Source organism: Roseovarius sp. M141, assembly GCF_024355225.1.
Taxonomy (GTDB): Bacteria; Pseudomonadota; Alphaproteobacteria; order Rhodobacterales; family Rhodobacteraceae; genus Roseovarius.
Genome location: NZ_VCNH01000008.1, coordinates 1,461,706 through 1,486,161, shown reverse-complemented (window position 1 = coordinate 1,486,161; position 24,456 = coordinate 1,461,706). Strand labels below are relative to the sequence as shown.

The window sequence follows — 24,456 nt, the reverse complement described above, 5'->3', positions numbered from 1 at the left end:
TCATGTGCCGCCGCGCGCCCGATTTTTCGCGAAAAACCGCCGCCTGACCTCAGCCGTTCTTGAATGCCTCTACCGCCGCTGCGACGTCGTCAGGCGTGCCTATGTTACGGACGACCGTGTCGCGGGCGATCCGGCGGACCATGCCCGACAGCGCCTTGCCTGCGCCGATTTCCCATGTTTCGGTTACACCCTGCGCCGCCATGTATTCCACGCTTTCGCGCCAGCGGACCGATCCGGTAACCTGCGCAACCAGCAGCGCGCGAATTTCTTCGGGGTCGGTGACTGCCTCGGCACGCACATTGGCGATCAGCGGCACGGCGGGGGCCTCCATCGGCACCTCCTCCAGCGCGGCCTGCATCACTTCTGCGGCAGGCTGCATCAGGGCGCAGTGGAAGGGCGCGCTGACCGGCAGCAGCATCGCGCGCTTGGCGCCGCGCTCCTTGGCCAGATCAACCGCGCGCTCGACTGCGGCCTTGTGGCCCGAGACCACCACCTGCCCGGGATCGTTATCGTTGGCGGCCTGGCACACCTCGCCCTCGGCGGCCTCGACTGCTATCTCCTGCACGGCGGCGAAATCCAACCCCAGCAGCGCGGCCATTGCGCCCTGCCCGACCGGCACCGCCTCCTGCATGGCGCGGCCCCTGATGCGCAAAAGGCGCGCGGTGTCGGCCACGCTGAGCGCGCCGGCGGCGGCCAGCGCCGAATATTCGCCCAGCGAATGGCCCGCGACATAGGCGGCTGCGTCCAGCGTCACCCCTTCGGCCTCCAGCGCGCGCAGGGCGGCCAGCGACGTTGCCATCAGCGCCGGCTGCGCGTTCTGCGTCAGCGTCAGCGTTTCCTGCGCGCCATCCCAGATCAGCGCCGACAGCCGTTCGCCCAGCGCATCGTCAACCTCGTCGAAAACAGCGCGCGCCGCCGGATAGGCGTCGGCCAGTGCCTTGCCCATGCCGATGGTCTGGGCGCCCTGCCCCGGAAAAATGAATGCTCTGCTCATGCCCGCTCTCCCTCGTCTTGCGTTTCCTCCGATACCGCGCGGCGCGGCGCGAGGCAATGGCGCCGCCACTGTGTGGGATTGTTCGCCCGCGCCAAAACGTTAGAATTGGCGCTGCCCAGCGCGAAGGAAAGACAATGCAGGCCGCAAATACCCCCACCAGCTACGGATGGATCACCAAGACCTTTCACTGGGCCATAGCCCTGATGATCCTGTCAATGTTCGCGTTGGGGTGGATCGCCAGCACCCTTGCCGGCTGGATCGAGGCGCCGGACATCGCCGTGACAGAGGACACCGTCGCATGGACCAAGCTGCTGTTTTCCAGTCACAAGACGATGGGCGTCGCGATCTTCTTCCTCGCGATCCTGCGTATCCTGTGGGCGATCTCGCAGCCCAAACCCGGCCTGCTGAACGGTGACAACGGCCCCGAGGCCACGCTGGCGGAAACGGTGCACTGGCTGCTCTATGGTTCGCTGATCGCGGTGCCTCTTAGTGGGTGGGTTTATCATGCGGCGACAACGGGCTATGCGCCGATCTGGTGGCCGCTGGGGCAGACCCTGCCTTTCGTGCCGAAAGATGCGCAACTGGCCCAGATCAGCGGCGCGCTGCATTTCATCCTGCAATGGGTGCTGGCGGGAGCGATTACGCTGCATGTGCTGGGCGCGCTGAAGCACCACATCATCGACCGCGACGCGACCCTGCGCCGGATGCTACCCGGCCGGACAGAGGCGATGCCGACCGCAGAGCAGCCCGGCCATGCCCTGCCCATCATCGCCGCATTGGCAATCTGGGCGGCCGCACTGGGCGCGGGCGCCTGGGTCGGCTGGCTAGCCCCCGAGAGTACGGTGCGCGGCGAAGCGCTGGCCGAGGTTCAAAGCGACTGGACAGTGCAGGACGGCGCGCTGAACATCACGATCGTGCAGGGCGGCGCCGACGTCACGGGCAGCTTTGCCGACTGGACCGCAAGTATCGCCTATAGCGAGGTGCCGGATGCACAGGGTCTGCACGGTGCCGTCACCGTCACCGTCGCGATTGCGTCGCTGACCTTGGGCAGCGTCACGGGTCAGGCCATGGGACCGGATTATTTCGCCGTCGGCGAATGGCCGACCGCCACGTTCACGGCCGATCTGGTTCAGGCCGAAGACGGGCTGATCGCAGACGGCACACTGCGCATCCGCGATCAGGGACAGCCCGCGCAGATGCCCGTCACGCTGAGCATCGAGGGCGACACTGCCAATGCCACCGGATCGCTGACCATCGACCGGCGGGACTATTCCGTCGGCATGGGCACGAAGGACGAAGGGACGCTGGCCTTTGCCGTCGTCATCGACTGGCAATTGACCGCAACGCGCGCGGCGCCTGAATGAACCTGGAATGAAAAAGGCCCGCACCCCCGATGGGATGCGGGCCGCTGGCTACAGCGCAGGTAGGCGGTGGCTTATTCCGGCTTGCCGGCTTCGATCGAAATCTCGACATCCAGTTCGTCGCTGATGTTCGGCACGAATTTGTCCAGACCGAAATCGGACCGCTTGATCTTGGTCTCGGCGTCAAAGCCCAGCCATTCCTTGCCGGCCATCGGGTGCATGCCCGCCTGGTTCAGCTCGGTATCCAGCTGGACCGACTTGGTGATACCGTTGATGGTCAGATCGCCGGTGATGATCGCCTCGTCGTCGCCGGTGACTTCGATCGCAGTGGATTTGAACGTGATCAAGTCCCCCTCCTTGGCGCCAAAGAAATCGTCACCCATCAGATGATCGAACCGCTCTGACCAGCCAGTATAGAATGAGCTGAGCGGGATCGACACGTCCACCGACGATGCGGCGGGATCTTCGGCGTCGAACATGATCTCGCCTTCCCAGCCGGACAACAGGTTGTGCGTGGTCGAATAGCCCAGGTGTTCATAGGTGAACATCGCCTGGCTGTGGCTGGCGTCGAGCATGTATTTCTCGGGGGCGGCGGCAACGCCGGTTGCGGTCAGCGCAATGGCGGCGGCGAAAAGGGCGGTTTTCATAAATAATCTCCGTTTGCTTCGATTTACGACCCCAACCTATCGCAAACGCGGCGAAGGGCAATCGCGCTGCCATCACCTTCGCGTATGAGGCGGCGGGGCGCCGCTTGATCGCAGCCCCGCGACAGCATTTGCAATCAGCGCTGGCCATCTGGCACGGATGGGGGTAAGGGTCGCGCCTGTTCTGCATCTATGGAAAACCGCGCAGTCTCTCGTGGTGGGGCCGCAGGACAGAATTGCCCCGCCTATGAAATGCGCCTTGACAGAAGTGGATACACACATGCCCCTTTACGAGCATGTCTTCATCTCGCGCCAGGACTTGTCCAGCGCGCAGGCCGAGGGCCTCATCGAACATTTTGGCACCGTGCTGGCCGATAACGGCGGCAAACTCGTGGATCACGAGTATTGGGGCGTCAAGACGATGGCCTACAAGATCAACAAGAACCGCAAGGGCCACTACGCCTACCTGCGTTCGGACGCCCCGTCCGAAGCCGTGCAGGAAATGGAGCGCCTGATGCGCCTGCATGACGACGTCATGCGCACGCTGACCATCAAGGTCGACGAGCACAAAGAGCTGCCGTCGGTCCAGATGCAAAAGCGCGACGAGCGTGCCGAGCGCCGCGAGCGCCGTTGATCAACGCCTGAAGAAAAGGACATAAACCATGGCTACAAAACCATTTTTCCGTCGCCGCAAGGTCTGCCCCTTCTCGGGCGATAACGCACCTGCGATCGACTACAAGGACACACGCCTGCTGCAGCGCTACATCAGCGAACGCGGCAAGATCGTCCCCAGCCGTATCACCGCCGTTTCGGCCAAGAAGCAGCGTGAGCTGGCCCGTGCGATCAAGCGCGCCCGCTTCCTCGCCCTGCTGCCCTATGCCGTTAAGTAAGGAGCAATATAATGCAAGTCATCCTTCTTGAGCGCGTCGCAAAGCTGGGCCAGATGGGCGACGTCGTCGACGTCAAGGCCGGTTTCGCACGCAACTATCTGCTGCCCCAGCGCAAGGCGCTGTCGGCCTCGCAGAAAAACATCGACGACTTCAAGACCCGCAAGGCACATCTCGAAGCGCATAACCTGGAAACCCGCAAAGACGCCGAAAAGATGGCCGAAAAGCTGAACGGTCAGCAATTCGTCATCATTCGTCAGGCGGCTGATTCGGGCGCGCTCTACGGTTCGGTCACGACACGCGATGCATCCGACGCCGCCACCGAGAACGGTTTCGAGCTGGACCGCAAGCAGGTCAGCCTCGGCAAACCGATCAAAGAGCTGGGTCTGCACGATGTCTTTATTTCGCTGCACCCCGAGGTCGACGCGACTGTTACGCTGAACGTCGCACGCTCGCCCGAAGAGGCCGAGCTGCAAGCATCCGGCAAGTCGATCCAGGAACTGGCTGCCGAAGAAGAGGCCGCCGCTGATTTCGAGATCGCCGAGCTGTTCGACGATATCGGGTCCGCCGCATCGGACGACGACAACCTGGCCGATGCGGCCGCCGACGCGCGGTCCGAGGACGACGACGCGCAGTAAGTCGCCGGATCAAAGCCTCGCCCCTACATCAAAAAGCCGCGCAGATATCTGCGCGGCTTTGTCGTTTCGCACATCAATACGTTTCAGGCGCCGCGATCCGATACAGACGTCAGACCATGCCCGGCAATCCGCACGCAGAAATACATCCAGGCGGCGGCACCGACGAATTTGAACCCCTCTTCCAACGCTTGGGAGACACCATAGGGAATCGGCAGTATTTCCTGAACCGCATCCACCGCGATCGACCCTGCCAGAAGCCCGCCTGTCATCAGGAACGCAGGTTTGTCTATCGCCCGGATCAGGCTCCAATAGCGCCGCGCCACCACCAGAATGAAAATCGCGTATAGCGGCAGCAGGATGCCTTCGGTGATGTAACGATCATGGATCAGGAAAAAATCATCGACCGCCAGCACCAGCGAAAACCATCCCAGCAGGCGCAGCAGGGTCACATGTGCGCCGCCCCGCCCGGCCACATCAAGGCGTGCACTGAACAAGCATATCGCTGCCGCCGAAACCCACAGCCATGTGCCGATACTGGACAGGAACCCCAGAAAACTGGACTGCCCGGTTTGCTGCGCCAAATCGCGCAGCGCTTCGACAGCGCTAAACCCCGACCCGATCATCACCAAAAGGGATACGACATAGAACAATGCAGCAGGCAGGCAGCACCATATCAGGCAGCGCGCCAGCCGCCCCGTGGACGCCGCCACAAATAAACCGGCGTCAAAATAGTGTTTCTTCATTTGTAAATCCTCGCGGAAGAACCGCACACGCATGCGTACCCTCCGACACGGGGCAATAGAGGCCCCAATCACCCATATCGCGCCGCTTCGTCCAGCGCGCACTCTGCACATGGGCTATATACCCAAAGCCTATTTTATGGAAACATACATACTGACTTTGTCTAAGAATTCAAACATTAACATAGCCTTACGTCACGCTTCCGGGACTTCTTGATCATGCCTATAGCGTAGCGGGCGGCGCGCAGGATTTTTCGGCGAAATCGCTTGCCGACGGACATCGCGACACTCTCCACATTGGATAATCCAGTTAGTCAATTATCGGCAGCGTCTTTCCTACTGTCGTTGCGCAGGTCAAGTTGGCGCACGCTCCAACGCAACACAATCTGCAAAATACTGCATCTGGCCAGTGTCATCCGGCTCTTGAACGAGGCCATGGATATCGGTCTCAAACCCCGGACATTCCCGCGCAAACGCCCTGTTGAACTTGAGATACTCAACGATCTTCTTGTTGAACACCTCACCGGGGATCAGCAGGGGAATTCCCGGAGGATAAGGTGTCACAAGGCTGGTGGTTATCCGCCCCTCAAGATCATCAATCGGCACCCGCTGCGTGGTACGCGCGGCGATATGTGAAAACGCATCCGTGGGCGTCATCAGCGGGGTAAGATCGCTCAGATACATATCTGTCGACAGCACAGCCACACCGTATTTCGCATAGAGCGAATGAACATGCTGGCACAGATCGCGCAGCCCCATGTTTTCATAGCGCGGATGTTGGGCGCAGAATTTCGGCATAGTGCGCCACATCGGCAGGTTCTTGTCGTAATCGTCCTTGAACTGCTGCAATTCGGTCAGCAAAGAGTTCCAGCGGCCCTTGGTGATGCCAATCGTGAACAGGATGAAGAAGCTGTAAAGCCCGGTCTTTTCAACAACCACGCCATGCTCGGACAAATACTTGGTGACGATGGACGCGGGGATACCCGTGTCTTCGAACTGACCATCCAGATTAAGGCCGGGCGTGATCAGCGTGGCTTTGATCGGGTCCAGCATGTTGAATCCCGGCGCCATGTCGCCGAACGCATGCCAGCTGTCTTCGCCGTCTGCTGCCTGCACGCCTTCGGCGTCCGTGCGTTTGAGAACCCAGTTTTTTTGATCGTCCACGCCTTCGTCGTTCAGCGCCTCTGGCCCCCAGACCTGGAACCACCAATCATCGTCGCCGTATTCGTCGTCGACCTTGCGCATGGCGCGGCGGAAATCGAGGGATTCCAGAATGCTTTCCTCGACCAGCGCCCGACCGCCCGGAGGTTCCATCATGGCCGCCGCCACATCGCAACTGGCGATGATGCTGTATTGCGGGCTGGTAGATGTATGCATCAGATACGCTTCGTTGAACAAATGGCGGTCCAATTTGGTGTCATGGCTATCTTGCACCAACACGTGGCTGGCCTGCGAAATGCCTGCCAGCAGTTTATGAATCGACTGGGTTGCGTATGTCACCGAATGACGCGGGCGTTCGCGTTCGCGGCCCATGGAGTGAAAATTGCCGTAAAAGGGATGGAACGACGCGTGCGGCAACCAAGCCTCGTCAAAATGCAGGTTATCGATATAGCCGTCCAGCAGGTCCTTGATGGTTTCGGTGTTGTACAAAACCCCGTCATAGGTGGATTGTGTCAGCGTCATGATGCGCGGCTTGACGGTGTCGGCATCCAAGTGGGCCAACAACGGATTGGCGCGAATTTTCTCCCGGATCGCCTCGATCTCGAACTCGGATTTCTGGATCGGGCCGATGATGCCGTAATGGTTGCGCGTGGGTTTCAGGAACACCGGAATGGCGCCTGTCATGATGATGCTGTGCAGGATGGATTTATGGCAATTGCGGTCCACCACAACGACATCACCGGGGGCGACCGTGTGGTGCCAGACCATCTTGTTGGACGTGCTGGTGCCGTTGGTCACAAAGAAGCAGTGGTCGGCGTTGAAAATGCGCGCGGCGTTGCGCTCGGACGCACCGATTGCGCCGTTGTGATCCAGCAGTTGGCCCAGCTCCTCTACGGCATTGCACACATCCGCGCGCAGCATGTTTTCACCGTAGAACTGATGATACATCTGGCCGACCGGGCTTTTCAGAAATGCCACACCACCGGAATGCCCCGGACAGTGCCACGAATACGACCCGTCGGCCGCATATTCGAGAAGCGCCTTGAAGAACGGCGGCTTTGTTCCCTCAAGATACGCCTTGGCCTCGCGGATGATATGGCGCGCCACGAATTCAGGCGTGTCCTCGAACATGTGAATAAAGCCATGCAATTCGCGCAGGATATCATTTGGTAAATGGCGGCTGGTTTTGGTTTCGCCGTAAATGTAGATCGGCACGTCTTCGTTTTTCCTGCGCACTTCCTGGATGAAATTGCGCAGGTTAAGTACCGCAGGGTCCATATCGGGCCCGGGCGTGAATTCTTCGTCGTCGATGGACAAAACGAACGCAGATGCGCGCGATTGCTGCTGGGCGAACTGCGACAGGTCGCCATAAGTGGTGGTGCCCAGAACTTCGAACCCTTCGCTTTCGATGGCATCGGCGACGGCGCGAATGCCCAGACCGGACGAATTGTCTGAACGGAAATCTTCATCAATGATGACGATAGGAAAGCGGAATTTCATGGAGCACACCCCTAGAGGAAAGTAACAATTGGTCTCTATGGACAGTGCCCTTTGCTGGCAGAGCCTGTGCTGCCCCTGTCATGGTAAATAGACCGCTCTACCTTGTCTCGACTGGCGGCGGAGCCGTCAAGGCCCGACATCGATTCGCCCCGGCCGCGCTCGCCTGTTTCCAGCCCTGCGCCACCATCTGAAACAGCTAAAGCCGAAAAGGCCGCTTCTGTGGCTCCCAGAATGTCACGCGCGATGCGATCAGATATCGCGACGCCGACCGGGATCAGGTCGTCCGCAAAATCATAAGTCACTGAAAACATTGGAGGCGAGTAGGGGAATCGAACCCCTGTGCACGGATTTGCAATCCGCTACGTAACCACTCCGCCAACTCGCCGAAGCCACGGTTTTCTTAGGGTTTTCGGACGTGGGCCGCAAGGGGGTATTATGCGAGTTATCCCAATGGCCGCTACTTTCTTCTTGCATCCACTGTTTGCCGTACCTTCCCGGTAAGGGGGGGCGGTGATGCAGATATATAATTTCCATCAATATCTTAACGCTTTTCGACGATTGCCTTGCCCACGTCCGCTGGCCCGCCTTGCCGATATTCAGGCGGATCATTGCCATGGCCCCATGACAGCTGCATCCGGCGGTCTCATCACCTGGGTCACTGATAAAATCGGAGAGGAAGGCGCAGCTGGCAATATTCTCCAGCGCAAGGCGATCGACGCCGCGCATTCTGAATGCCAGCCGATCAGGTAAATATTCTAAACAATTGCAAAATCGTCCTTGCGAAACAGACAGCGGTCATCGACGATCCGAAAACCCTTGAAGAGCCTGTTTCGGCACCGCAGTCATGGACAAAGTTGAATATATCGTTGTCGGCGCCGGTGTCGTCGGGCTTGCAATTGCGAGGCGGTTGGCCGAATCCGGCAAGGAAGTTCTGATACTCGAGCAGGCGGGCGCGTTCGGCACCGAAACCAGTTCGCGCAATTCAGAGGTCATTCATGCGGGGATCTACTACACTGCGGGCAGCCTGAAGGCGCGTTTATGCGTCGAGGGGCGCGCGCTGCTCTACGATTACGCGCGCACGCGGGCCATTCCGCACAGCCAATGCGGCAAGCTGATCGTCGCCACCGAATCCGCTCAGGTCGCAAGGCTGGGGGAGATCCGTAAACAGGCCGCAGATTGCGGTGTATCCGATTTACACCTGATGGACGCCGCGCAGGTTGCCACGCTGGAACCTGACCTGCGCTGCAAGGCGGCGCTGATGTCGCCGTCGACGGGTATCATCGACAGTCACGCGCTGATGCTGGCATTGCTCGGCGATGCCGAGGCTAAGGGCGCCATGCTCAGCCTCAACACTCAGGTTCTGTCGATACGCGCGACTGGGAAGGGTTTTGAAATCGTCACCAAGGATCGGCAAAGTGGCGAGGTTTTCGAACTCAAGGCAGGCCAGCTTGTCAATGCTGCGGGCCTTTGGGCCAGCGAGGTTGCCAGTCGGATCGACGGGCTGGACCCGCGACATATCCCCGAGACGCATTTCGCCAGAGGCAGCTATTTCACCCTGTCCGGGCGACCGCGATTCTCTCATCTGGTCTATCCGGTCCCGGAACCGGGGGGACTGGGCGTTCACCTGACGCTCGATCTGGCTGGCAGCATGCGGTTTGGGCCGGATGTGGAGTGGATCGACAGACCGGTCTACGCCGTCAATGCCTCAAACCGGGCGGTTTTTGCGCAGAAGATCAAAGCCTATTGGCCCGGCCTTCCAGCGGATGACCTGCACCCCAGCTATTGCGGCATCCGCCCCAAGCTGTCCGGTCCGGGCGCCCCTGCCCGGGACTTCCGCATTGATACGGCAGCGCGCCACTGCATCCCGGGGCTGGTAAACCTATTTGGCATCGAAAGCCCGGGGCTGACATCGTCGCTGGCTATCGCCGATTGGGTGGCCGAAGGACTGTAGAGATCCGGCATCATGCCACAAGTAAGGTGATCAGACGCCGTAGGCGGCGTTCCAGCGCTCGATCAGGGCTTGTTGCAGTTTCTTGGCGCGGCGGTTCCATGCGGCCGCGCCGGGTGGGCGGTCGTCGTTCGAGGTCTCCAGACCGACGCGGCTGCCCGCATCATGGGTGAAGATGGCAAAGGCCAGCGGCCGTCCGGACGGGCCGGTCGCGTAGCCCGCCAGTGCGCTGACGAAATGCAGTGTGCCGGTCTTGGCCTCTACGTTTATGGGGTGGCGGGCGTCGGGCTGGCCATCTGCGTTGCGCATAACAAAGGGTTTCAGCATCGGGAGCAGCGCGGCGTGACGGCTGGACGCGACCAGCATCCGCGCCATCGCGCGCGCACTGACCCGCGAGGCTGATCCCAGCCCCGAATGATCGACCAGCGTCGCCCCCTCCATTCCCAGATCGGCGCGCACCCATGCCGTCATTTCACGCGCCGAGGCGGCCAGCGAATCGGCGCGCCCCACCCGCGCCACGGTCGCAGTCATGCCGACCAGCTCGGCGGTGAGGTTATTGGAGTATTTCAGCATCCCCTTCAGGATAACGGGCAGCGGATCGCTGTGGTGGCTGACGAGCGTCTCGCCCGAAGGCGCGGCGGCTTGCACCTTGGCGCGCTCCAGCGTGATCCCCTGCGCCCGCGCGAGACTGGCAAACACTTCCCCGGCATAGCTGTCGGGATAGCGCACCGGCAGCCACCGCGCGCCCGATTTGCCCAAGGCAGACCGCGCGACCGTCCATTGGTCGTGATCGCCGCCGTCGCTATAGGTATAGATCGGCCCGGAGCGGTCCTCGACCATCATCCGCGCGACCTGCACCGCCGGGCGGAACTTGGCCGAGCGGGCTTCCATCGTTACCGTATAGCCGCTCGACGCGCGCTCCCACCCGAAATGCACCCGGTTGAAATTCAGGTTCAGCCCCGACACTGCCGGGTTATAGCCAACCTGATTGGGTTGCGTTGCGTCGATGAACCGCTCGAACGGCAGCGCGCCGCCGAAAACGCGGAAATCGCCGGTCAGGCCGCGCACGCCTGCCGCCTTCAACTGCTGGGCCATACCGGCCAGCGCATCTGTGTCCAGCACCGGATCGCCGCCACCGACCAGCACCAGATCGCCCTGAATGAAGCCGTCATTGACCGGCCCCGTCGCCACCAACCGCGTGCTGAACCGGTAGGTGGGACCCAGCGCATCCAGCGCATAAAGGGCGGTAATCGCCTTGGTCACGCTGGCGGGCAGCATCCCCGTGGCGCCATTGCGCGCCTCCAGCGTTGCACCGCTGCGCATGTCGATAACCGCATAGCCGACCTTGCCGTCCAGCCGTGCGGCGTCGATCAGATCCTGCGCCTCTGGCGGACGCGGGCGGCCATCCGGCCCGACCAGCCCCTTGGGGCGCAGTTGCGGGCGCAATGATACGGCAGGCGCGCCGGCATGGCCCGCCGCCGCAAGGGCCGACAGCGCGCCGCCCAGGAACAGCCGTCTGGAAAAGGAATACGTCATGGGCGGGATTTAATCCAAGAGGCGCGGCGCCTGCAATCATCATCTGAACGCGCATTGCTCACGTTTTCGCGCCCTACCACGCGCCCGCCTCGCGCAGCCGGGTCGAGGACAGCGCCAGCATCGGCACATTGGCAAAGCACCACGCCGGTGCCTGCATGCGTCCCAACCCGCGCGCATGGCTCGTGGGAACGCGCGCACGCTCGTACATGCGCGCGGCAACCGATGCGCGCGCCTCCAGCCGCGCGCCGGGCCGTGCGAGGATGCCGATCGGGACCGTTTCCATGATCTGACGCCAATCCTGCCAAAGGTGGAACTGCGCCATGTTATCCGCCCCCATCAGCCAGACAAAATTCAGATCCCGCCGCGCCGCGCGCAGCGTCGCCAGTGTCCGGGCAGTGTAGCGCGCGCCAATCTGCGCCTCGAAATCGCTGATATGCACGCGGGGATGCTGCATGATGGCGCGCGATGCCTCCATCCGCCGCGCCAGCGGGGCCGGGCCGCGCTCTTTAAGCGGATTGCCGGGGCTGACCAGCCACCAGACGGCATCCAGCCCGAACCGTTTCAGCGCCTCGCGCGTGATGTGGACATGCCCCGCATGCGGCGGATCGAACGAGCCGCCCAAAAGGCCGATCACATGGCCGCGTCGGCAGGGCGGCAGCACGATGCGCGCATTGGGATGCGTGGCAGGGGCGGACATGGCCGACAAACTCCTAAAATTCGTTGATTTTCCTATCAGAAAGCGGCGCGAAAGCCACCCGATATATCAAGCGCGGTGTCATGGCCTGCCGACTCTGCGCACTGCTGCGGCTTCAGGTGGTTGCCGACGGCATCGCCCCCACGGGCAGCTGGATAGCCTGCGCCGATCGCCAAAGCGATAACTTCATTTGAATTCACCCGTCCGGACGGTTACATGAGCGCTGACCTTGGCCGTCCCGGACGGCCCTCTCAGAACGGAAAGCGCGATCATGGCAGCCAATCAGTACGTCTATCACATGCAAGACGTGTCCAAGGCCTATCCCGGCGGCAAGAAATGCTTTGAGAATATTCATCTCAGCTTTCTTCCCGGCGTGAAGATCGGTGTCGTCGGCGTCAACGGCTCGGGCAAATCGACCCTGCTGAAAATCATGGCCGGCATAGACAAGGATTTCACCGGCGAGGCATGGGCCGCCAAGGACGCGACCGTCGGCTATCTGCCGCAGGAGCCGCAGCTGGATGCATCCATGTCGGTACGCGAGAACGTGATGCTGGGCGTCGCCACCAAACTGGCCAAGCTGGAGCGATTTAACGAAATCGCAATGCAGATCGCCGAGGATTATTCCGACGAGTTGATGGAGGAGATGACGACCCTTCAGGACCAGATCGACGCCGAAAACCTGTGGGATCTGGACAGCCAGATCGACATCTCGATGGGCGCGCTGCGCTGCCCGGCGGATGACGCCGATATCGACAGCCTGTCGGGCGGTGAAAAACGCCGCGTCGCCCTGTGCAAGCTGCTGTTGCAGGCGCCCGACATGCTGCTGCTGGACGAACCGACCAACCACCTGGATGCCGAGACGATCGCCTGGCTGCAACAGCACCTGATGGCCTACAAGGGCACAATCCTGATCGTCACCCATGACCGCTATTTCCTGGACGACATCACCAGCTGGATCCTAGAGATCGACCGCGGTCGCGGCATCCCGTATGAGGGCAATTATTCAGCCTGGCTGGAGCAGAAGGCCAAGCGCCTGATGCAGGAATCGCGCGAAGACAAGTCCAAGCAAAAGACGCTGGAGCGCGAACTGGAATGGATGCGTCAGGGCGCCAAGGCGCGGCAGGCCAAATCCAAGGCGCGCATCAACGCCTACAACGAGATGGCAGGCCAGTCCGAGCGCGAAAAACTGGCCCGCGCCCAGATTGTCATCCCGAACGGTCAGCGCCTCGGGCAGAAGGTGATCGAGGTCGAGGGCCTGCGCAAGGCGATGGGCGACAGGCTGCTGATCGAAAACCTCAGCTTCTCGCTGCCGCCGGGTGGCATCGTCGGGGTGATCGGCCCGAACGGCGCCGGTAAATCGACGCTGTTCAAGATGCTGACCGGACAAGAAGAACCCGACGCCGGGACCATCGAATTCGGCACAACGGTTGATCTGAGCTATGTCGACCAGTCGCGTGACGATCTGAACCCCAACGATAACGTATGGGAGGCAATCGCCGACGGTCAGGATATCATCAAGCTGGGCGACGCCGAAGTGAACGCGCGCGCCTATTGCGGCGCCTTCAACTTCAAGGGCGGCGATCAGCAGAAAAAGGTATCGCTGCTTTCGGGCGGCGAGCGGAACCGCGTTCACATGGCGCGTCTCTTGCGCTCGGGCGGCAACGTGTTGCTGCTGGACGAACCGACCAACGATCTGGACGTCGAAACGCTGCGCGCGCTTGAGGATGCGCTGGTCGATTTCGCCGGCTGCGCCGTGGTGATTTCACACGACCGCTTCTTCCTCGACCGGATCTGCACACATATGCTGGCCTTCGAAGGCGACGCGCATGTCGAGTGGTTCGAGGGCAACTTCGAGGATTACGAGGAAGACAAGAAGCGTCGCCTCGGCGAGGATGCGTTGGAGCCCAAGCGCATGAAGCACAAGAAGTTCGCGCGGTAATTTGCGAGCGCATATCGCTCTGAGCTAGGCCCGCCAGCCTGACATCCGCACTTGACGCGCGCCCCGAAACGGGCGCGCGTTCACCTTGCAGCGGCGCCACTTGTGCCATAGCTGCCCGTGCTGAACCTCCCTTTCACGACGGGCCAAAATCGCCTAAAGCCATATCCATGCCCCGCGCGCCCCAATCCTTCGACGTTCTCATCATCGGCGCCGGTCCTTCAGGCGCTGCCGCCGCCATGACGGCGCGGCGCGCGGGCCTGAGTACCGCGCTGATCGACAAGGCGGCATTTCCGCGCGCCAAACTGTGCGGCGGGCTGGTGACGGGGCGGGCCCGCACGCAATACCGCGAGATCTTCGGCGGCGAACTGGACCCGGACCTTTTTCAACCCCATCGCGAGATTGCCTTCTACGCAGATGGCACGCAGCTCGGCGCGGTCGAGCGAACCCCAACGCTTTATCTGACGATGCGCTGGGACATGGACGCGCATCTATTGGACCTTGCGCTGGCTGAGGGTGTCGCGGATTTCACCGGACGACGCATCGATCAGATCGACACCGAAACGCCTTCGGTCACGCTGGAGGATGGCACCCTCCTGAGCGGTCAAATCCTGATTGGGGCAGACGGGGTGAACAGCGCCGTGGCGCGCGCGCTGTTCGGGCGGGCGTTCGATCCGGCGCGCATAGGCTTCGCACTGGAGATCGAGGCGCCGGCAGGCCCTGCCTCGGACATGATTCGCATCGATTTCGACGCCGCCAGCTGGGGCTACGGCTGGCGCTTTCCCAAGACGCGCAGCACCACCATCGGCGTCGGCGGGCTACAGACGCCGAACCCGGACATTAAGGCGCGGCTGTCCGCCTATCGTGCCGCGCTGGGGAATGATGGCCCCTGCCCGGTCAAGGGCCATTTCCTGCCCTTCGGGGATTTCAGGCGCATGCCGGGCCGGGACCGTGTCCTGCTGGCGGGGGATGCGGCGGGGCTGGTCGATCCGATCACCGGCGAGGGCATCGCGCATGCGCTGCAATCGGGCGCGGCGGCAGGTGCCGCAGCGGCAGCCGCCATTGCAAGCGGTCGTCCACATACCGCCCTGCCCCGTTACCGCCGCGCACTGCGGCCCTTGCACCGCGGCTTGCGCATGGCGGTCTGTCTGCGTCCGCTGATCTTTGCCCCCCGGCTGAATCCGCTATTCTGCCACGCCTTTGCCCGCTCGTCTGTCCTGAAGGGCGCGTATCTGCGTCTTTTGGCCGGCGAGGTTGAATATCCGGGCCTGTGCCTGTTGGTGCTGCGCCGCCTGCCCGGCACTGCGCTGCGCTACCTGAAACACCGGTAAATTGTCACCTCGGCGCGGCGGAATGCTTAGGTCTTGCAGAATCGCTGAATGTGCGCCATATTGCACTTTGCGACGTTACCACTATCGACCATCTGCTCCTTACGGCACAGGCACTCGATCTTGCACTGACTAGCCGGGCTGCCGCACCAACGCGGGCAGCAAATACCAAGGAGTTACGGATATGGCCAATGGCACCGTGAAATGGTTCAACTCAACTAAAGGCTTCGGCTTCATCGCACCCGATGGTGGCGGCAAGGACGTGTTCGTGCACATCTCCGCAGTCGAGCGTGCGGGCCTGACCGGCCTGGCAGACGACCAGAAAGTGACATTCGACATCGAAGCAGGCCGTGACGGTCGCGAATCGGCATCGAACATCGCTCTGGCATAAGCCTGAGTTCGACAAGTGGTAAATCGGGGCCCCGCGGGGCCCCTTTTTCGTGTCTGGACGCTGCGCCTGTCATTCTGCATTTTCAGCGCTGCGCGCGATCAGGTCCTGCACCTGCGGCCCGATATCCTCGACGATCAGGGAAACCCCCTTGGCGTTGGGATGCGTGCCGTCGTTCTGAACATTGGGCACCAGGTCGCCCGTCGCATCGGGCAGCGCGGCAAAGAAATCCAACATCAGCAGCGTGCCGTATTTCTGGGCCAGGTCGGGATAGATCGCGTTGAAGGCCGCGCGATAGTCGGGGCCGTAATTGTTCTTGGCGATCAGGCCGACCAGCAGCACCTCGATATCTTTTTCAGCGGCTTTTGACAGGATCTGTTCCAGATTCGCGCGCGTTTCAGCCGGATCGACACCGCGCAGCAGATCGTTGCCGCCCAACTCGACGATCATCGCATCGGGCGCATCACCCAGCGCCCAGTCTATACGCCGCACGCCGCCCGCCGTGGTGCTGCCAGACACGGACGCATTGATCAGACGCACCGGCACACCGCCCGGCGTGCCGTTCTCGCGTAGCCAGACGCCTAGCTGCGGGACGAACCCATCGTCACGCGCCAGACCATACCCCGCCGTCAGGCTGTCGCCAAAGGCCATGACGCGTATCTCGCCGGGCGCCTGTGCATCATCGGCAGCAGCACCGCCGCAGACCATTGCACCTATCACAAGACCCGCCAACGCCGCCTTGCCCCCGAGGCAAGCAACCCCATATGTGATCCATCCCCTTATCGACAGGCGCATTTCATGACCTCTTCCATCGTGTCGTTACATAATGTTGGACTGACACTTAGATCGGGCACGGGCCAGGTCGAGATCCTCAGGGATATTTCACTGGATATTACCCCCGGCGAGTCGCTGGCACTGGTTGGCCCGTCGGGATCTGGCAAATCGTCACTGCTGATGCTGATGGGCGGGCTGGAGAGGGCAAGCGCCGGGCGCGTCACCACGCTGGGGCAGGATCTGGACAGGCTGGACGAGGACGCGCTGGCACGGCTGCGCCGGGGCGCTATGGGGGTGGTGTTTCAGTCCTTCAACCTAATCCCGACCATGACCGCGCTGGAAAACGTCGCCGTTCCGCTGGAGTTGGCAGGCGTGCCGGATGCCGCAGCCAGCGCCGCCGCGCAGTTGGACGCCGTTGGTCTGTCTGCGCGTGCGGGGCACTACCCCTCGCAGATGTCAGGGGGCGAACAGCAGCGCGTCGCGCTGGCCCGTGCCACGGCGCCCCGGCCCCGGCTGATCTTGGCGGACGAGCCGACCGGGAACCTGGACAGCGCCACCGGCGCGACGATCATCGACCTGCTGTTCGACCTCAGCGCGCAACATGGTGCGACACTTATACTGGTGACGCATGACGCCGAACTGGCAACGCGTTGCAGCCGGATCGTCGCCCTGCGCGACGGACGTATCGAGGCCGCACGCATTGAGGCGGGGCAATCGGCATGAGCCTGCGCGCCGCCGCACGTCTGGCAGGACGTGAGTTGCGCGGGGGGCTTGCCGGGTTCCGCATCCTTCTGGCCTGCATCATTCTGGGCGTTGCGGCCATCGCCGCCGTCGGCACGATCCGCGCCAGTATCGAAGCGGGACTGACCAGCAAGGGCGCCGTTCTGCTGGGCGGCGATGCCGAAATCGGACTGACCTACCGGTTTGCAGACCCCGCAGAGCGGAACTGGATCGACGCGCAAGCCACCCGCGTCTCGGAAATCGTCGATTTCCGGTCCCTTGCGATAGCCCCGGACGGCGACCGCGCGCTAACGCAGGTCAAGGCGGTCGATGCGGCCTATCCGCTGGTTGGCACCACCGGGCTGGACCCGGCGATGCCGCTGGCGACGGCGCTGGATGGGCAAGCAGGCCTGCCCGGCGGCGTCATGGCGCCGCAACTGATGGCACGGCTGGAACTGAAACCGGGCGACATATTCCGCCTTGGCGGTCAGGATTTCGTGCTGATGGCCGCGCTGGTGGACGAGCCGGACGGCGCCGCCGCCGGCTTTGCCCTCGGGCCGCGCAGCATGGTGCGCACGTCGGCGCTGCACGCCTCGGGGCTGCTCACGGCGGGCACGCTGTTCAGCACGCGGTATCGGCTGGATCTGCCCGACGGCGCGGATCTGGCCGCGCTGGAGGCTGCGGCGCAGGCGGAACTGGGCACCAGCGGCATTAAATGGCGCGATGCCCGCAACGGTGCGCCCGGCATCAAGGCCTTTGTTGACCGGCTGGGCGCGTTTCTGGTGCTGGTTGGCCTCAGCGGTCTGGCGGTGGGCGGCGTCGGCATTTCGGCGGCCCTTCGCGCCTATCTGGCAACCAAGACCGCCACCATCGCCACCTTGCGCACGCTGGGCGCCGACCGCGCGACGATCCTTGCCACGTATTTCCTGCAAATCGGCGCGCTGGCGGTACTGGGGCTGATCTTCGGCGTGCTGCTGGGGGCCGGGCTGCCAGTGCTGCTGGCGCCGGTCATCAAGGCGCATCTGCCCGTGCCCGCCGACTTTGCGCTCTACCCGCAGCCCATGGTCGAGGCGTTGATCTATGGCGTTCTGGCGGTGCTGATCTTTACGCTGGCGCCTCTGTCGCGCGTGCAGGATATCCGCGCAGCCAGCCTGTTTCGCGACGGCGGCGCCGACGCGCGCACCCTGCCCCGCTGGCCGTTCCTCGTTGTGATTGCGCTGCTTCTGGCTGCGCTGCTGGGGGCGGCGGTCTGGTTTTCCGGCAATCTGGCGCTGACGCTATGGACGGCGGGCGGCATCATCGGCGCGCTGGCGATCCTTGGGCTGGCGGCAGCCCTTGTGCGGGCGCTGGCCCGGCTGGCGCGGCCATGGGCGCGGGGGCGCCCGGCGCTGCACTGGGCGCTGGCCGCCATCGGCGGGCCGGGCAGTACGGCGGCGCCTGCGATGCTGTCGCTGGGACTTGGGCTGACGGTGCTGGCGGCGGTCGGGCAAATCGACGGCACACTGCGCGGTTCGATCTCAAACGATCTGCCGGGACGCGCGCCGTCATTCTTTTTTATCGACCTGCAAGCGGATCAACTGCCGGGATTCCTGGAGATGACGCAGGGCGATCCGGCAGTTGCCCGCGTCGATAGCGCGCCGATGCTGCGCGGGATCATCACCACGATCAACGGACAGGACGCCGCCGAGATCGCGGGCGATCACTGGGTGCTGAACGGCGACCGGGGCGTAACCTATGCGGCGCAGGCGGCTGGCCCGCTCGAGGCCGGCGAATGGTGGCCCGAAAACTATGATGGCCCGCCGCAAATCAGCTTTGCTGCCGAAGAGGCGCACGAAATGGGGCTGGCCCTGGGCGACGAGATCACCGTCAACATCCTTGGCCGCGACATCACCGCGACCCTGACCAGCCTGCGCGAGGTCGATTTTTCCACCGCCGGTATCGGGTTCATCATGGTGATGAACCCCGCCGCACTGGAGGGGGCGCCGCACAGCGCCATCGCCACCGTCTATGCCGAGGAACAGGCCGAAGCGCGCATCCTGCGCAGCGTCTCGGACGCCTGGCCCAACGTCACCGGCATCTCCGTGCGCAGCGCCATCGACCGGGTCGCCGCCCTGCTGGCCGGACTGGCCGCCGCCACGTCATGGGGTGCATCAGTCACGCTGCTGACCGGATTTCTGGTGCTGATCGGCGCGGCGGCGGCAGATCAGCGGGCGCGGATTTACGAGGCGGCCGTGCTGAAAACGCTGGGCGCGTCGCGCGGCAGGATTATGGCCAGCCTCGCCATACGCGCGATACTGCTTGGCACGGCGGCGGGCATTGTCGCCATCGGGGCCGGCGCCTTGGGCGGTTGGGCGGTCAGCCACTACGTGCTGGAGGTGACATATGCCGTGCTGTGGCGGCCTGCATTGCTGATCGTGGCGGCGGGCGTGCTGGTCACCTTGGTCACGGCACTCATATTTGCTCTAAGGCCGCTCGCCGCGCGTCCTGCGCAGGTATTGCGGTCAAGGGAGTAGGCGACCGAGTCGTTCGCAGATACGAAAAAGCGAGCCGCAAGGCCCGCTTTTCCAGATCAGTTGAGTGCAGCGAAAATGCTACTCTGCCGCTTCGGCATAATCCTCCATCGGCGGGCAGGAACAGATCAGATACCGGTCGCCATAAACGTTATCGACACGGTTCACCGACGGCCAATACTTGTCCACCCGGAACGCACCGGGAGGGAAGCAACCCTGTTCGCGGGTGTAGGGCCGGTCCCAATCGCGGACCAGATCCTCCATCGTGTGCGGCGCGTTCTTCAGCGGGTTGTTTTCGGCGTCGATCTTGCCGTCCTCGATGTCCTGAATTTCAGCGCGGATCGCCAGCATCGCATCGCAGAAACGGTCCAACTCGGCCTTTGTCTCGCTTTCGGTCGGCTCGACCATCAGCGTACCCGAAACCGGGAAGCTCATCGTCGGCGCGTGGAACCCGCAATCGATCAGACGCTTGGCAATATCGTCGACCGTCACATGCGCGCTATCGGCAAAGGGGCGGGTATCGAGGATGCATTCATGCGCAACCATCCCGTTTTCACCCTTGTACAGAACGTCATACGCCCCCTCCAGCCGCTTGGCGATGTAGTTGGCATTCAGGATCGCCACACGCGTAGCCTGAGTCAGCCCCTCGCCGCCCATCAACAGAATATAGGCCCATGAGATCGGCAAGATCGACGGTGAACCATAGGGCGCGGCGGACACCGGCCCCTCGGTTCCGCCGGTATGCGGATGGCCCGGAAGATGCGGGACCAGATGCGATTTGACGCCGATCGGTCCCATGCCGGGGCCGCCCCCGCCATGCGGGATGCAGAAAGTCTTGTGCAGGTTCAGGTGGCTGACATCCCCGCCCAGATCGCCCGGTCGGCTCAGCCCGACCATCGCGTTCATGTTGGCCCCGTCGATATAGACCTGGCCACCATGCTCATGCGTGATCTTGCACACGTCGATCACCGTTTCCTCGAACACGCCATGCGTACTGGGATAGGTGATCATGCAGGCGGCCAGTGTCTCCGAATGTTTCTCGGCCTTGGCGCGGAAATCCTCCATGTCGATATCGCCGCGCGCGTTGCATTTGACCGGCACGACCTTCCAGCCAACCATGTTCGCGCTGGCGGGGTTCGTGCCGTGCGCGTTGGTCGGAATCAGACAGACATTGCGGTCCCCCTGCCCGTTCGCGCGGTGATACGCGGCAATGGATAGCAGCCCGGCATATTCGCCCTGCGCACCCGAGTTGGGCTGCATCGAAATCGCGTCATAGCCGGTGATCAAGCACAGCTTGTCGCTCAGATCGTTGATCAACTCGTGATATCCCTCGGCCTGATTGCGCGGCACAAATGGGTGCATCCGCGAGAATTCGCGCCAGGTAACTGGCATCATTTCCGCCGCCGAGTTCAGCTTCATCGTGCAACTGCCCAGCGGGATCATCGCGCGGTCCAGCGCCAGATCGCGGTCGGCCAGTCGGCGCATGTAGCGCATCATTTCCGTTTCAGCCCGGTTCATATGGAACACGGGGTGCGTCAGAAAATCGGACTTGCGGTGCATGTTTTCGGGCACGCGGTATTCAGGCTTGAAATCGTCATCCTCGTGCTCGATGCCAAAGGCACGCCAGACGCTTTCGATGTTCTTCGTCCGGGTACATTCGTCCAGCGCGATGCCGACACGCGTCTCGCCCACGCGGCGCAGGTTGATGCCCTCATCCAGCGCGGATTTCATCACGGCAGCCTGAAGCGGTCCGACATCGACGGTGATCGTGTCAAAGAACGCCTGCGGGTCCACCTGGAACCCGGCCGCCTCCAATCCCTTGGCCAAACGGACCGTCTTGCGGTGGATACGCTGGGCGATGGCCTTCAGGCCCTTGGGGCCATGGAACACGGCATACATCGACGCCATCACCGCCAGCAGGGCCTGCGCGGTGCACACGTTGCTGGTCGCCTTCTCGCGGCGGATATGCTGCTCGCGCGTCTGAAGCGCGAGGCGATAGGCGCGGTTGCCGTGACTGTCGATGGAAACGCCCACCAGCCGCCCCGGCATCGCGCGTTTATACTCATCCCGGCACGCCATATAGGCCGCGTGCGGGCCGCCATAGCCCAAGGGCACACCAAATCGCTGGGTCGAGCCGACGGCGATATCGGCATCCATCGCGCCCGGCTCCTTGAGCAGGGTCAGCGCCAGCGGATCAGCGGAAACAATGCCGATGGCACCGTGCTTGTGCAGGTCGGCGATGTGATCGGTAAAGTCGCGCACATGGCCGTAGGTGCCGGGGTACTGGAACAGCGCACCGAACACCTTGTCCGCCTCCATCTTGTCCGGATTGCCGACAATTACCTCGATCCCGAGCGGCGCCGCGCGGGTCTGCACCAGCGCGATGTTCTGCGGATGACAATCGCGGTCGACAAAGAACGCCTTGGCCTTGGATTTTGCCACACGCTGCGCGGTGGTCATCGCCTCGGCGCAGGCCGTTGATTCGTCCAGCAGGGATGCGTTGGCGATTTCCAGCCCGGTCAGGTCGCTGATCATCGTCTGGAAGTTCAGCAACGCCTCAAGGCGGCCCTGCGAAATCTCGGGCTGATAGGGCGTATAGGCAGTGTACCACGCAGGGTTTTCAAAGATGTTCCGCTGGATCGCCGGCGGCGTGACCGTGCCGTGATAACCTTGGCCGATCAGCGACACCAGAACCTTGTTCTTGCCCGCCACGCGCCGCATGTGATGCAACAGCTCGCGCTCGGATTTGGCCTTGCCAAACTCCAGCGGCGCCTTTTGCCGGATTGCCTTGGGCACCGTCCGGTCGATCAGTGCATCGAGGCTGTCGGCCCCCAGAACCTTGAGCATCTCGGCCATTTCCTCGGGCGAGGGGCCGATATGGCGCCGGTTAGCGAAATCATAGGGCAGATAGTCGGTGGGCTCGAACGTCATGTCACACTCCATCGGGTTCGGAAAACGGGGCAGGCCGCAAATGCGCCCCACCCAATTTCAATGTTCCAGAAAATACTCCCGCGCGGCGCGCGTCCGCCGGCAGGCCAAAGGCGCCTAGCCGATGAATTTCTTGTAGGCCGCCTCGTCCATCATCTCGTCCAGCTGGCTCATATCGTCGGTCTTGATCTTGAACATCCAGCCTTTGCCGATGGCATCCTCGTTGACGGTGCTGGGCGCGTCTGTCAGCGCATCGTTCACCTCGACGATTTCGCCCTCGATAGGGGCCAGAATGTCGCTGGCGGCCTTGACGCTTTCGATGACGACGACATCGTCATCCTTGACAACTTCGGTGCCGACCTCGGGCAGTTCGACAAAGACGATGTCGCCCAGCTGCTCGGCGGCGTGTTCGGTAATGCCGACGACGACCAGATCATCTTCGACGCGCAGCCATTCGTGTTCTTCGGTAAATTTCATGCCTGGGATCTCCCTTGGATATCAGCGTTTGAAGTTTGCAGGTTTAAAGGGCAGCGCCACCACTTTGGCAGGCAGGCGTTTGCCCCTGACCTCACCGTAAACCACTGTTCCCGGCGCGGCCAGATCGCTGGTGACGTATCCCATCGACATGGGGGCCTCGATGCTGGGGCCAAATGCGCCGGAGGTGACAGTGCCGATGGCGGTTTCCGCAGTCTCGTCCGCGAACAGCGCGGTGCCTGCGCGGATCGGCGCGCGGCCCTCGGGGGACAGCCCGACGCGGCGGCGATCCGCGCCCGAGACCAGCTGCGGCAGGATCACATCGGCGCCGGGGAATCCGCCTGCGCGGTCCCCACCCGACCGGCGCACTTTCTGAATGGCCCAGCCCAGATTCGCCTCGACCGGGGTGGTGCCTGCATCGATGTCGTTTCCATAAAGGCAAAGCCCCGATTCCAGCCGCAGACTGTCGCGGGCGCCCAGACCGATGGGCTCCACGGCGTCATGCGCCAGCAGCGCGCGCGCCAGCTCTTCGGCGCGGCCTTCCTTGACCGAAATCTCATAGCCATCCTCGCCGGTATAGCCCGAGCGGGACAGCCACACGTCGCCATAGTCGGACGGCAACACGGCAATATCCATGAACCGCATCGCAGCGACGCCGGGCACCAGCGCCTCCAGCACGCCTTCGGCGTCCGGACCTTGCAACGCCAGCAACGCGCGATCCGTCACTTCGATCACCTCGCAGTCGGTCATCGCCTCAGTCATGCGCGGGATGTCGGCATCCTTACGGCTTGCATTGACCACGACGAACATCTCGTCCCCGCGCCGCGCGATCATGAAATCGTCTTCGATCCCGCCAGCATCGTTGGTGAACATCGCATAGCGTTGCCGCCCATCGGCAAGGCCGGCCACGTCGACCGGCACCAGCGCCTCCATCGCTGCGGCAATCTCGGCATAGCCGCCGGGCGCGCGGATGATGACCTGACCCATGTGGCTGACATCGAACAGACCCGCATGCGCACGGCAGTGCAGATGTTCCTTCATCACGCCCATCGGGTACTGAACGGGCATGTCATAGCCCGCAAACGGAACCATCTTGGCCCCCATTTCGCGATGCAGCGCGTTCAGCACCGTCACCTTCAGATCGCTCATACCGGCCCTCCTGCCATGGCTGCCGGGTTGACGGTGATCAACGTCGGCATCGCAAAGACGCGAATGCCCGAAACAGGCCGCGCCACGATGCCCCCTCTGTCCTGCCTGCCTGAGATCGCTATCCCTTCGGCGGCCCCGCTGCCGGG

21 protein-coding genes and 1 tRNA gene are annotated in these 24,456 nt (G+C 62.7%); 11 read left to right on the top strand and 11 right to left on the bottom strand.

All coding sequences use genetic code 11. From position 1 onward, the window contains the following. Positions 1-49: 49 nt before the first annotated feature. On the bottom strand, positions 50-994 hold the full coding sequence (gene fabD / locus FGD77_RS11270; protein WP_255009630.1) for an ACP S-malonyltransferase: 945 nt from the start codon (positions 992-994) through the stop codon (positions 50-52). A 134-nt stretch (positions 995-1,128) separates the two neighbouring features. Between fabD and FGD77_RS11265 the strand changes: the two genes are divergently transcribed. After that, positions 1,129-2,358: a cytochrome b/b6 domain-containing protein gene (locus FGD77_RS11265; RefSeq protein ID WP_255009627.1), complete on the top strand. Its 1,230-nt coding sequence runs from the start codon at positions 1,129-1,131 to the stop codon at positions 2,356-2,358. Positions 2,359-2,429: 71 nt separating this feature from the next. Here the strand turns inward: FGD77_RS11265 and FGD77_RS11260 are convergent, their stop codons facing one another. Further along, the gene (locus FGD77_RS11260) at positions 2,430-3,002 is read right to left on the bottom strand and encodes a YceI family protein (protein ID WP_255009624.1); all 573 of its coding nucleotides are present in this window, start codon (positions 3,000-3,002) and stop codon (positions 2,430-2,432) included. A gap of 277 nt (positions 3,003-3,279) precedes the next feature. On the opposite strand from FGD77_RS11260, the gene rpsF reads away from it, so the two are divergent. Genes rpsF through rplI form a run of 3 tightly spaced genes read left to right on the top strand, consistent with a single transcriptional unit; the run spans position 3,280 to position 4,524 of the window. Next, the gene (rpsF, locus tag FGD77_RS11255) at positions 3,280-3,633 is read left to right on the top strand and encodes a 30S ribosomal protein S6 (protein ID WP_255009622.1); all 354 of its coding nucleotides are present in this window, start codon (positions 3,280-3,282) and stop codon (positions 3,631-3,633) included. Positions 3,634-3,661: 28 nt separating this feature from the next. Beyond that, positions 3,662-3,889: a 30S ribosomal protein S18 gene (gene rpsR / locus FGD77_RS11250; RefSeq protein ID WP_025061827.1), complete on the top strand. Its 228-nt coding sequence runs from the start codon at positions 3,662-3,664 to the stop codon at positions 3,887-3,889. A gap of 11 nt (positions 3,890-3,900) precedes the next feature. Continuing rightward, the gene (gene rplI / locus FGD77_RS11245) at positions 3,901-4,524 is read left to right on the top strand and encodes a 50S ribosomal protein L9 (RefSeq protein ID WP_255009610.1); all 624 of its coding nucleotides are present in this window, start codon (positions 3,901-3,903) and stop codon (positions 4,522-4,524) included. Between the two features lie 83 nt (positions 4,525-4,607). On the opposite strand, the gene FGD77_RS11240 is transcribed toward rplI, so the two are convergent. From FGD77_RS11240 to FGD77_RS11230, 3 genes are all read right to left on the bottom strand, one after another. Continuing rightward, positions 4,608-5,267, bottom strand: a complete 660-nt coding sequence (locus FGD77_RS11240; protein ID WP_255009608.1) for a hypothetical protein — start codon at positions 5,265-5,267, stop codon at positions 4,608-4,610. Positions 5,268-5,618: 351 nt separating this feature from the next. Next, the gene (locus FGD77_RS11235; RefSeq protein WP_255009606.1) at positions 5,619-7,925 is read right to left on the bottom strand and encodes an arginine/lysine/ornithine decarboxylase; all 2,307 of its coding nucleotides are present in this window, start codon (positions 7,923-7,925) and stop codon (positions 5,619-5,621) included. A 311-nt stretch (positions 7,926-8,236) separates the two neighbouring features. Next, a tRNA-Cys gene (locus FGD77_RS11230) sits at positions 8,237-8,310 on the bottom strand. Between the two features lie 128 nt (positions 8,311-8,438). Between FGD77_RS11230 and FGD77_RS11225 the strand changes: the two genes are divergently transcribed. Together FGD77_RS11225 and FGD77_RS11220 are read left to right on the top strand one after the other, a co-directional pair. After that, positions 8,439-8,675: a hypothetical protein gene (locus FGD77_RS11225; RefSeq protein WP_255009603.1), complete on the top strand. Its 237-nt coding sequence runs from the start codon at positions 8,439-8,441 to the stop codon at positions 8,673-8,675. Between the two features lie 94 nt (positions 8,676-8,769). Further along, entirely contained in the window at positions 8,770-9,876 is a 1,107-nt protein-coding gene (locus FGD77_RS11220; RefSeq protein ID WP_255009601.1) for an NAD(P)/FAD-dependent oxidoreductase, read from the top strand. Positions 9,877-9,906: 30 nt separating this feature from the next. Here the strand turns inward: FGD77_RS11220 and dacB are convergent, their stop codons facing one another. Then, positions 9,907-11,409 carry a D-alanyl-D-alanine carboxypeptidase/D-alanyl-D-alanine-endopeptidase gene (gene dacB / locus FGD77_RS11215; protein ID WP_255009599.1) on the bottom strand — a complete coding sequence of 501 codons (1,503 nt, stop codon included), beginning with the start codon at positions 11,407-11,409 and terminating at the stop codon, positions 9,907-9,909. A gap of 73 nt (positions 11,410-11,482) precedes the next feature. Next, entirely contained in the window at positions 11,483-12,106 is a 624-nt protein-coding gene (locus FGD77_RS11210; RefSeq protein ID WP_255009596.1) for a nicotinate-nucleotide adenylyltransferase, read from the bottom strand. 268 nt (positions 12,107-12,374) lie between these two features. Between FGD77_RS11210 and ettA the strand changes: the two genes are divergently transcribed. From ettA to FGD77_RS11195, 3 genes are all read left to right on the top strand, one after another. Then, entirely contained in the window at positions 12,375-14,042 is a 1,668-nt protein-coding gene (gene ettA / locus FGD77_RS11205) for an energy-dependent translational throttle protein EttA (RefSeq protein WP_255009594.1), read from the top strand. A 167-nt stretch (positions 14,043-14,209) separates the two neighbouring features. Then, positions 14,210-15,370 (top strand): geranylgeranyl reductase family protein, encoded by a 1,161-nt coding sequence (locus tag FGD77_RS11200; protein WP_255009593.1) that lies wholly within the window; start codon positions 14,210-14,212, stop codon positions 15,368-15,370. A gap of 181 nt (positions 15,371-15,551) precedes the next feature. Beyond that, positions 15,552-15,758: a cold-shock protein gene (locus FGD77_RS11195; RefSeq protein WP_138935166.1), complete on the top strand. Its 207-nt coding sequence runs from the start codon at positions 15,552-15,554 to the stop codon at positions 15,756-15,758. Positions 15,759-15,827: 69 nt separating this feature from the next. Here the strand turns inward: FGD77_RS11195 and FGD77_RS11190 are convergent, their stop codons facing one another. Next, the gene (locus tag FGD77_RS11190; RefSeq protein WP_255009588.1) at positions 15,828-16,475 is read right to left on the bottom strand and encodes an arylesterase; all 648 of its coding nucleotides are present in this window, start codon (positions 16,473-16,475) and stop codon (positions 15,828-15,830) included. Positions 16,476-16,553: 78 nt separating this feature from the next. Between FGD77_RS11190 and FGD77_RS11185 the strand changes: the two genes are divergently transcribed. Further along, entirely contained in the window at positions 16,554-17,252 is a 699-nt protein-coding gene (locus FGD77_RS11185; RefSeq protein ID WP_255009586.1) for an ABC transporter ATP-binding protein, read from the top strand. Continuing rightward, positions 17,249-19,762 carry an ABC transporter permease gene (locus FGD77_RS11180; protein ID WP_255009584.1) on the top strand — a complete coding sequence of 838 codons (2,514 nt, stop codon included), beginning with the start codon at positions 17,249-17,251 and terminating at the stop codon, positions 19,760-19,762. Before FGD77_RS11185 ends, FGD77_RS11180 begins: the two co-directional genes overlap by 4 nt. 78 nt (positions 19,763-19,840) lie before the next feature. On the opposite strand, the gene gcvP is transcribed toward FGD77_RS11180, so the two are convergent. From gcvP to gcvT, 3 genes are all read right to left on the bottom strand, one after another. After that, on the bottom strand, positions 19,841-22,690 hold the full coding sequence (gcvP, locus tag FGD77_RS11175; protein WP_255009583.1) for an aminomethyl-transferring glycine dehydrogenase: 2,850 nt from the start codon (positions 22,688-22,690) through the stop codon (positions 19,841-19,843). 114 nt (positions 22,691-22,804) lie between these two features. Beyond that, positions 22,805-23,164: a glycine cleavage system protein GcvH gene (gene gcvH / locus FGD77_RS11170; protein ID WP_255009582.1), complete on the bottom strand. Its 360-nt coding sequence runs from the start codon at positions 23,162-23,164 to the stop codon at positions 22,805-22,807. Positions 23,165-23,185: 21 nt separating this feature from the next. Then, positions 23,186-24,310, bottom strand: coding sequence for a glycine cleavage system aminomethyltransferase GcvT (gcvT, locus tag FGD77_RS11165; RefSeq protein WP_255009581.1), 1,125 nt, complete (start codon positions 24,308-24,310; stop codon positions 23,186-23,188). Positions 24,311-24,456 lie beyond the last annotated feature (146 nt).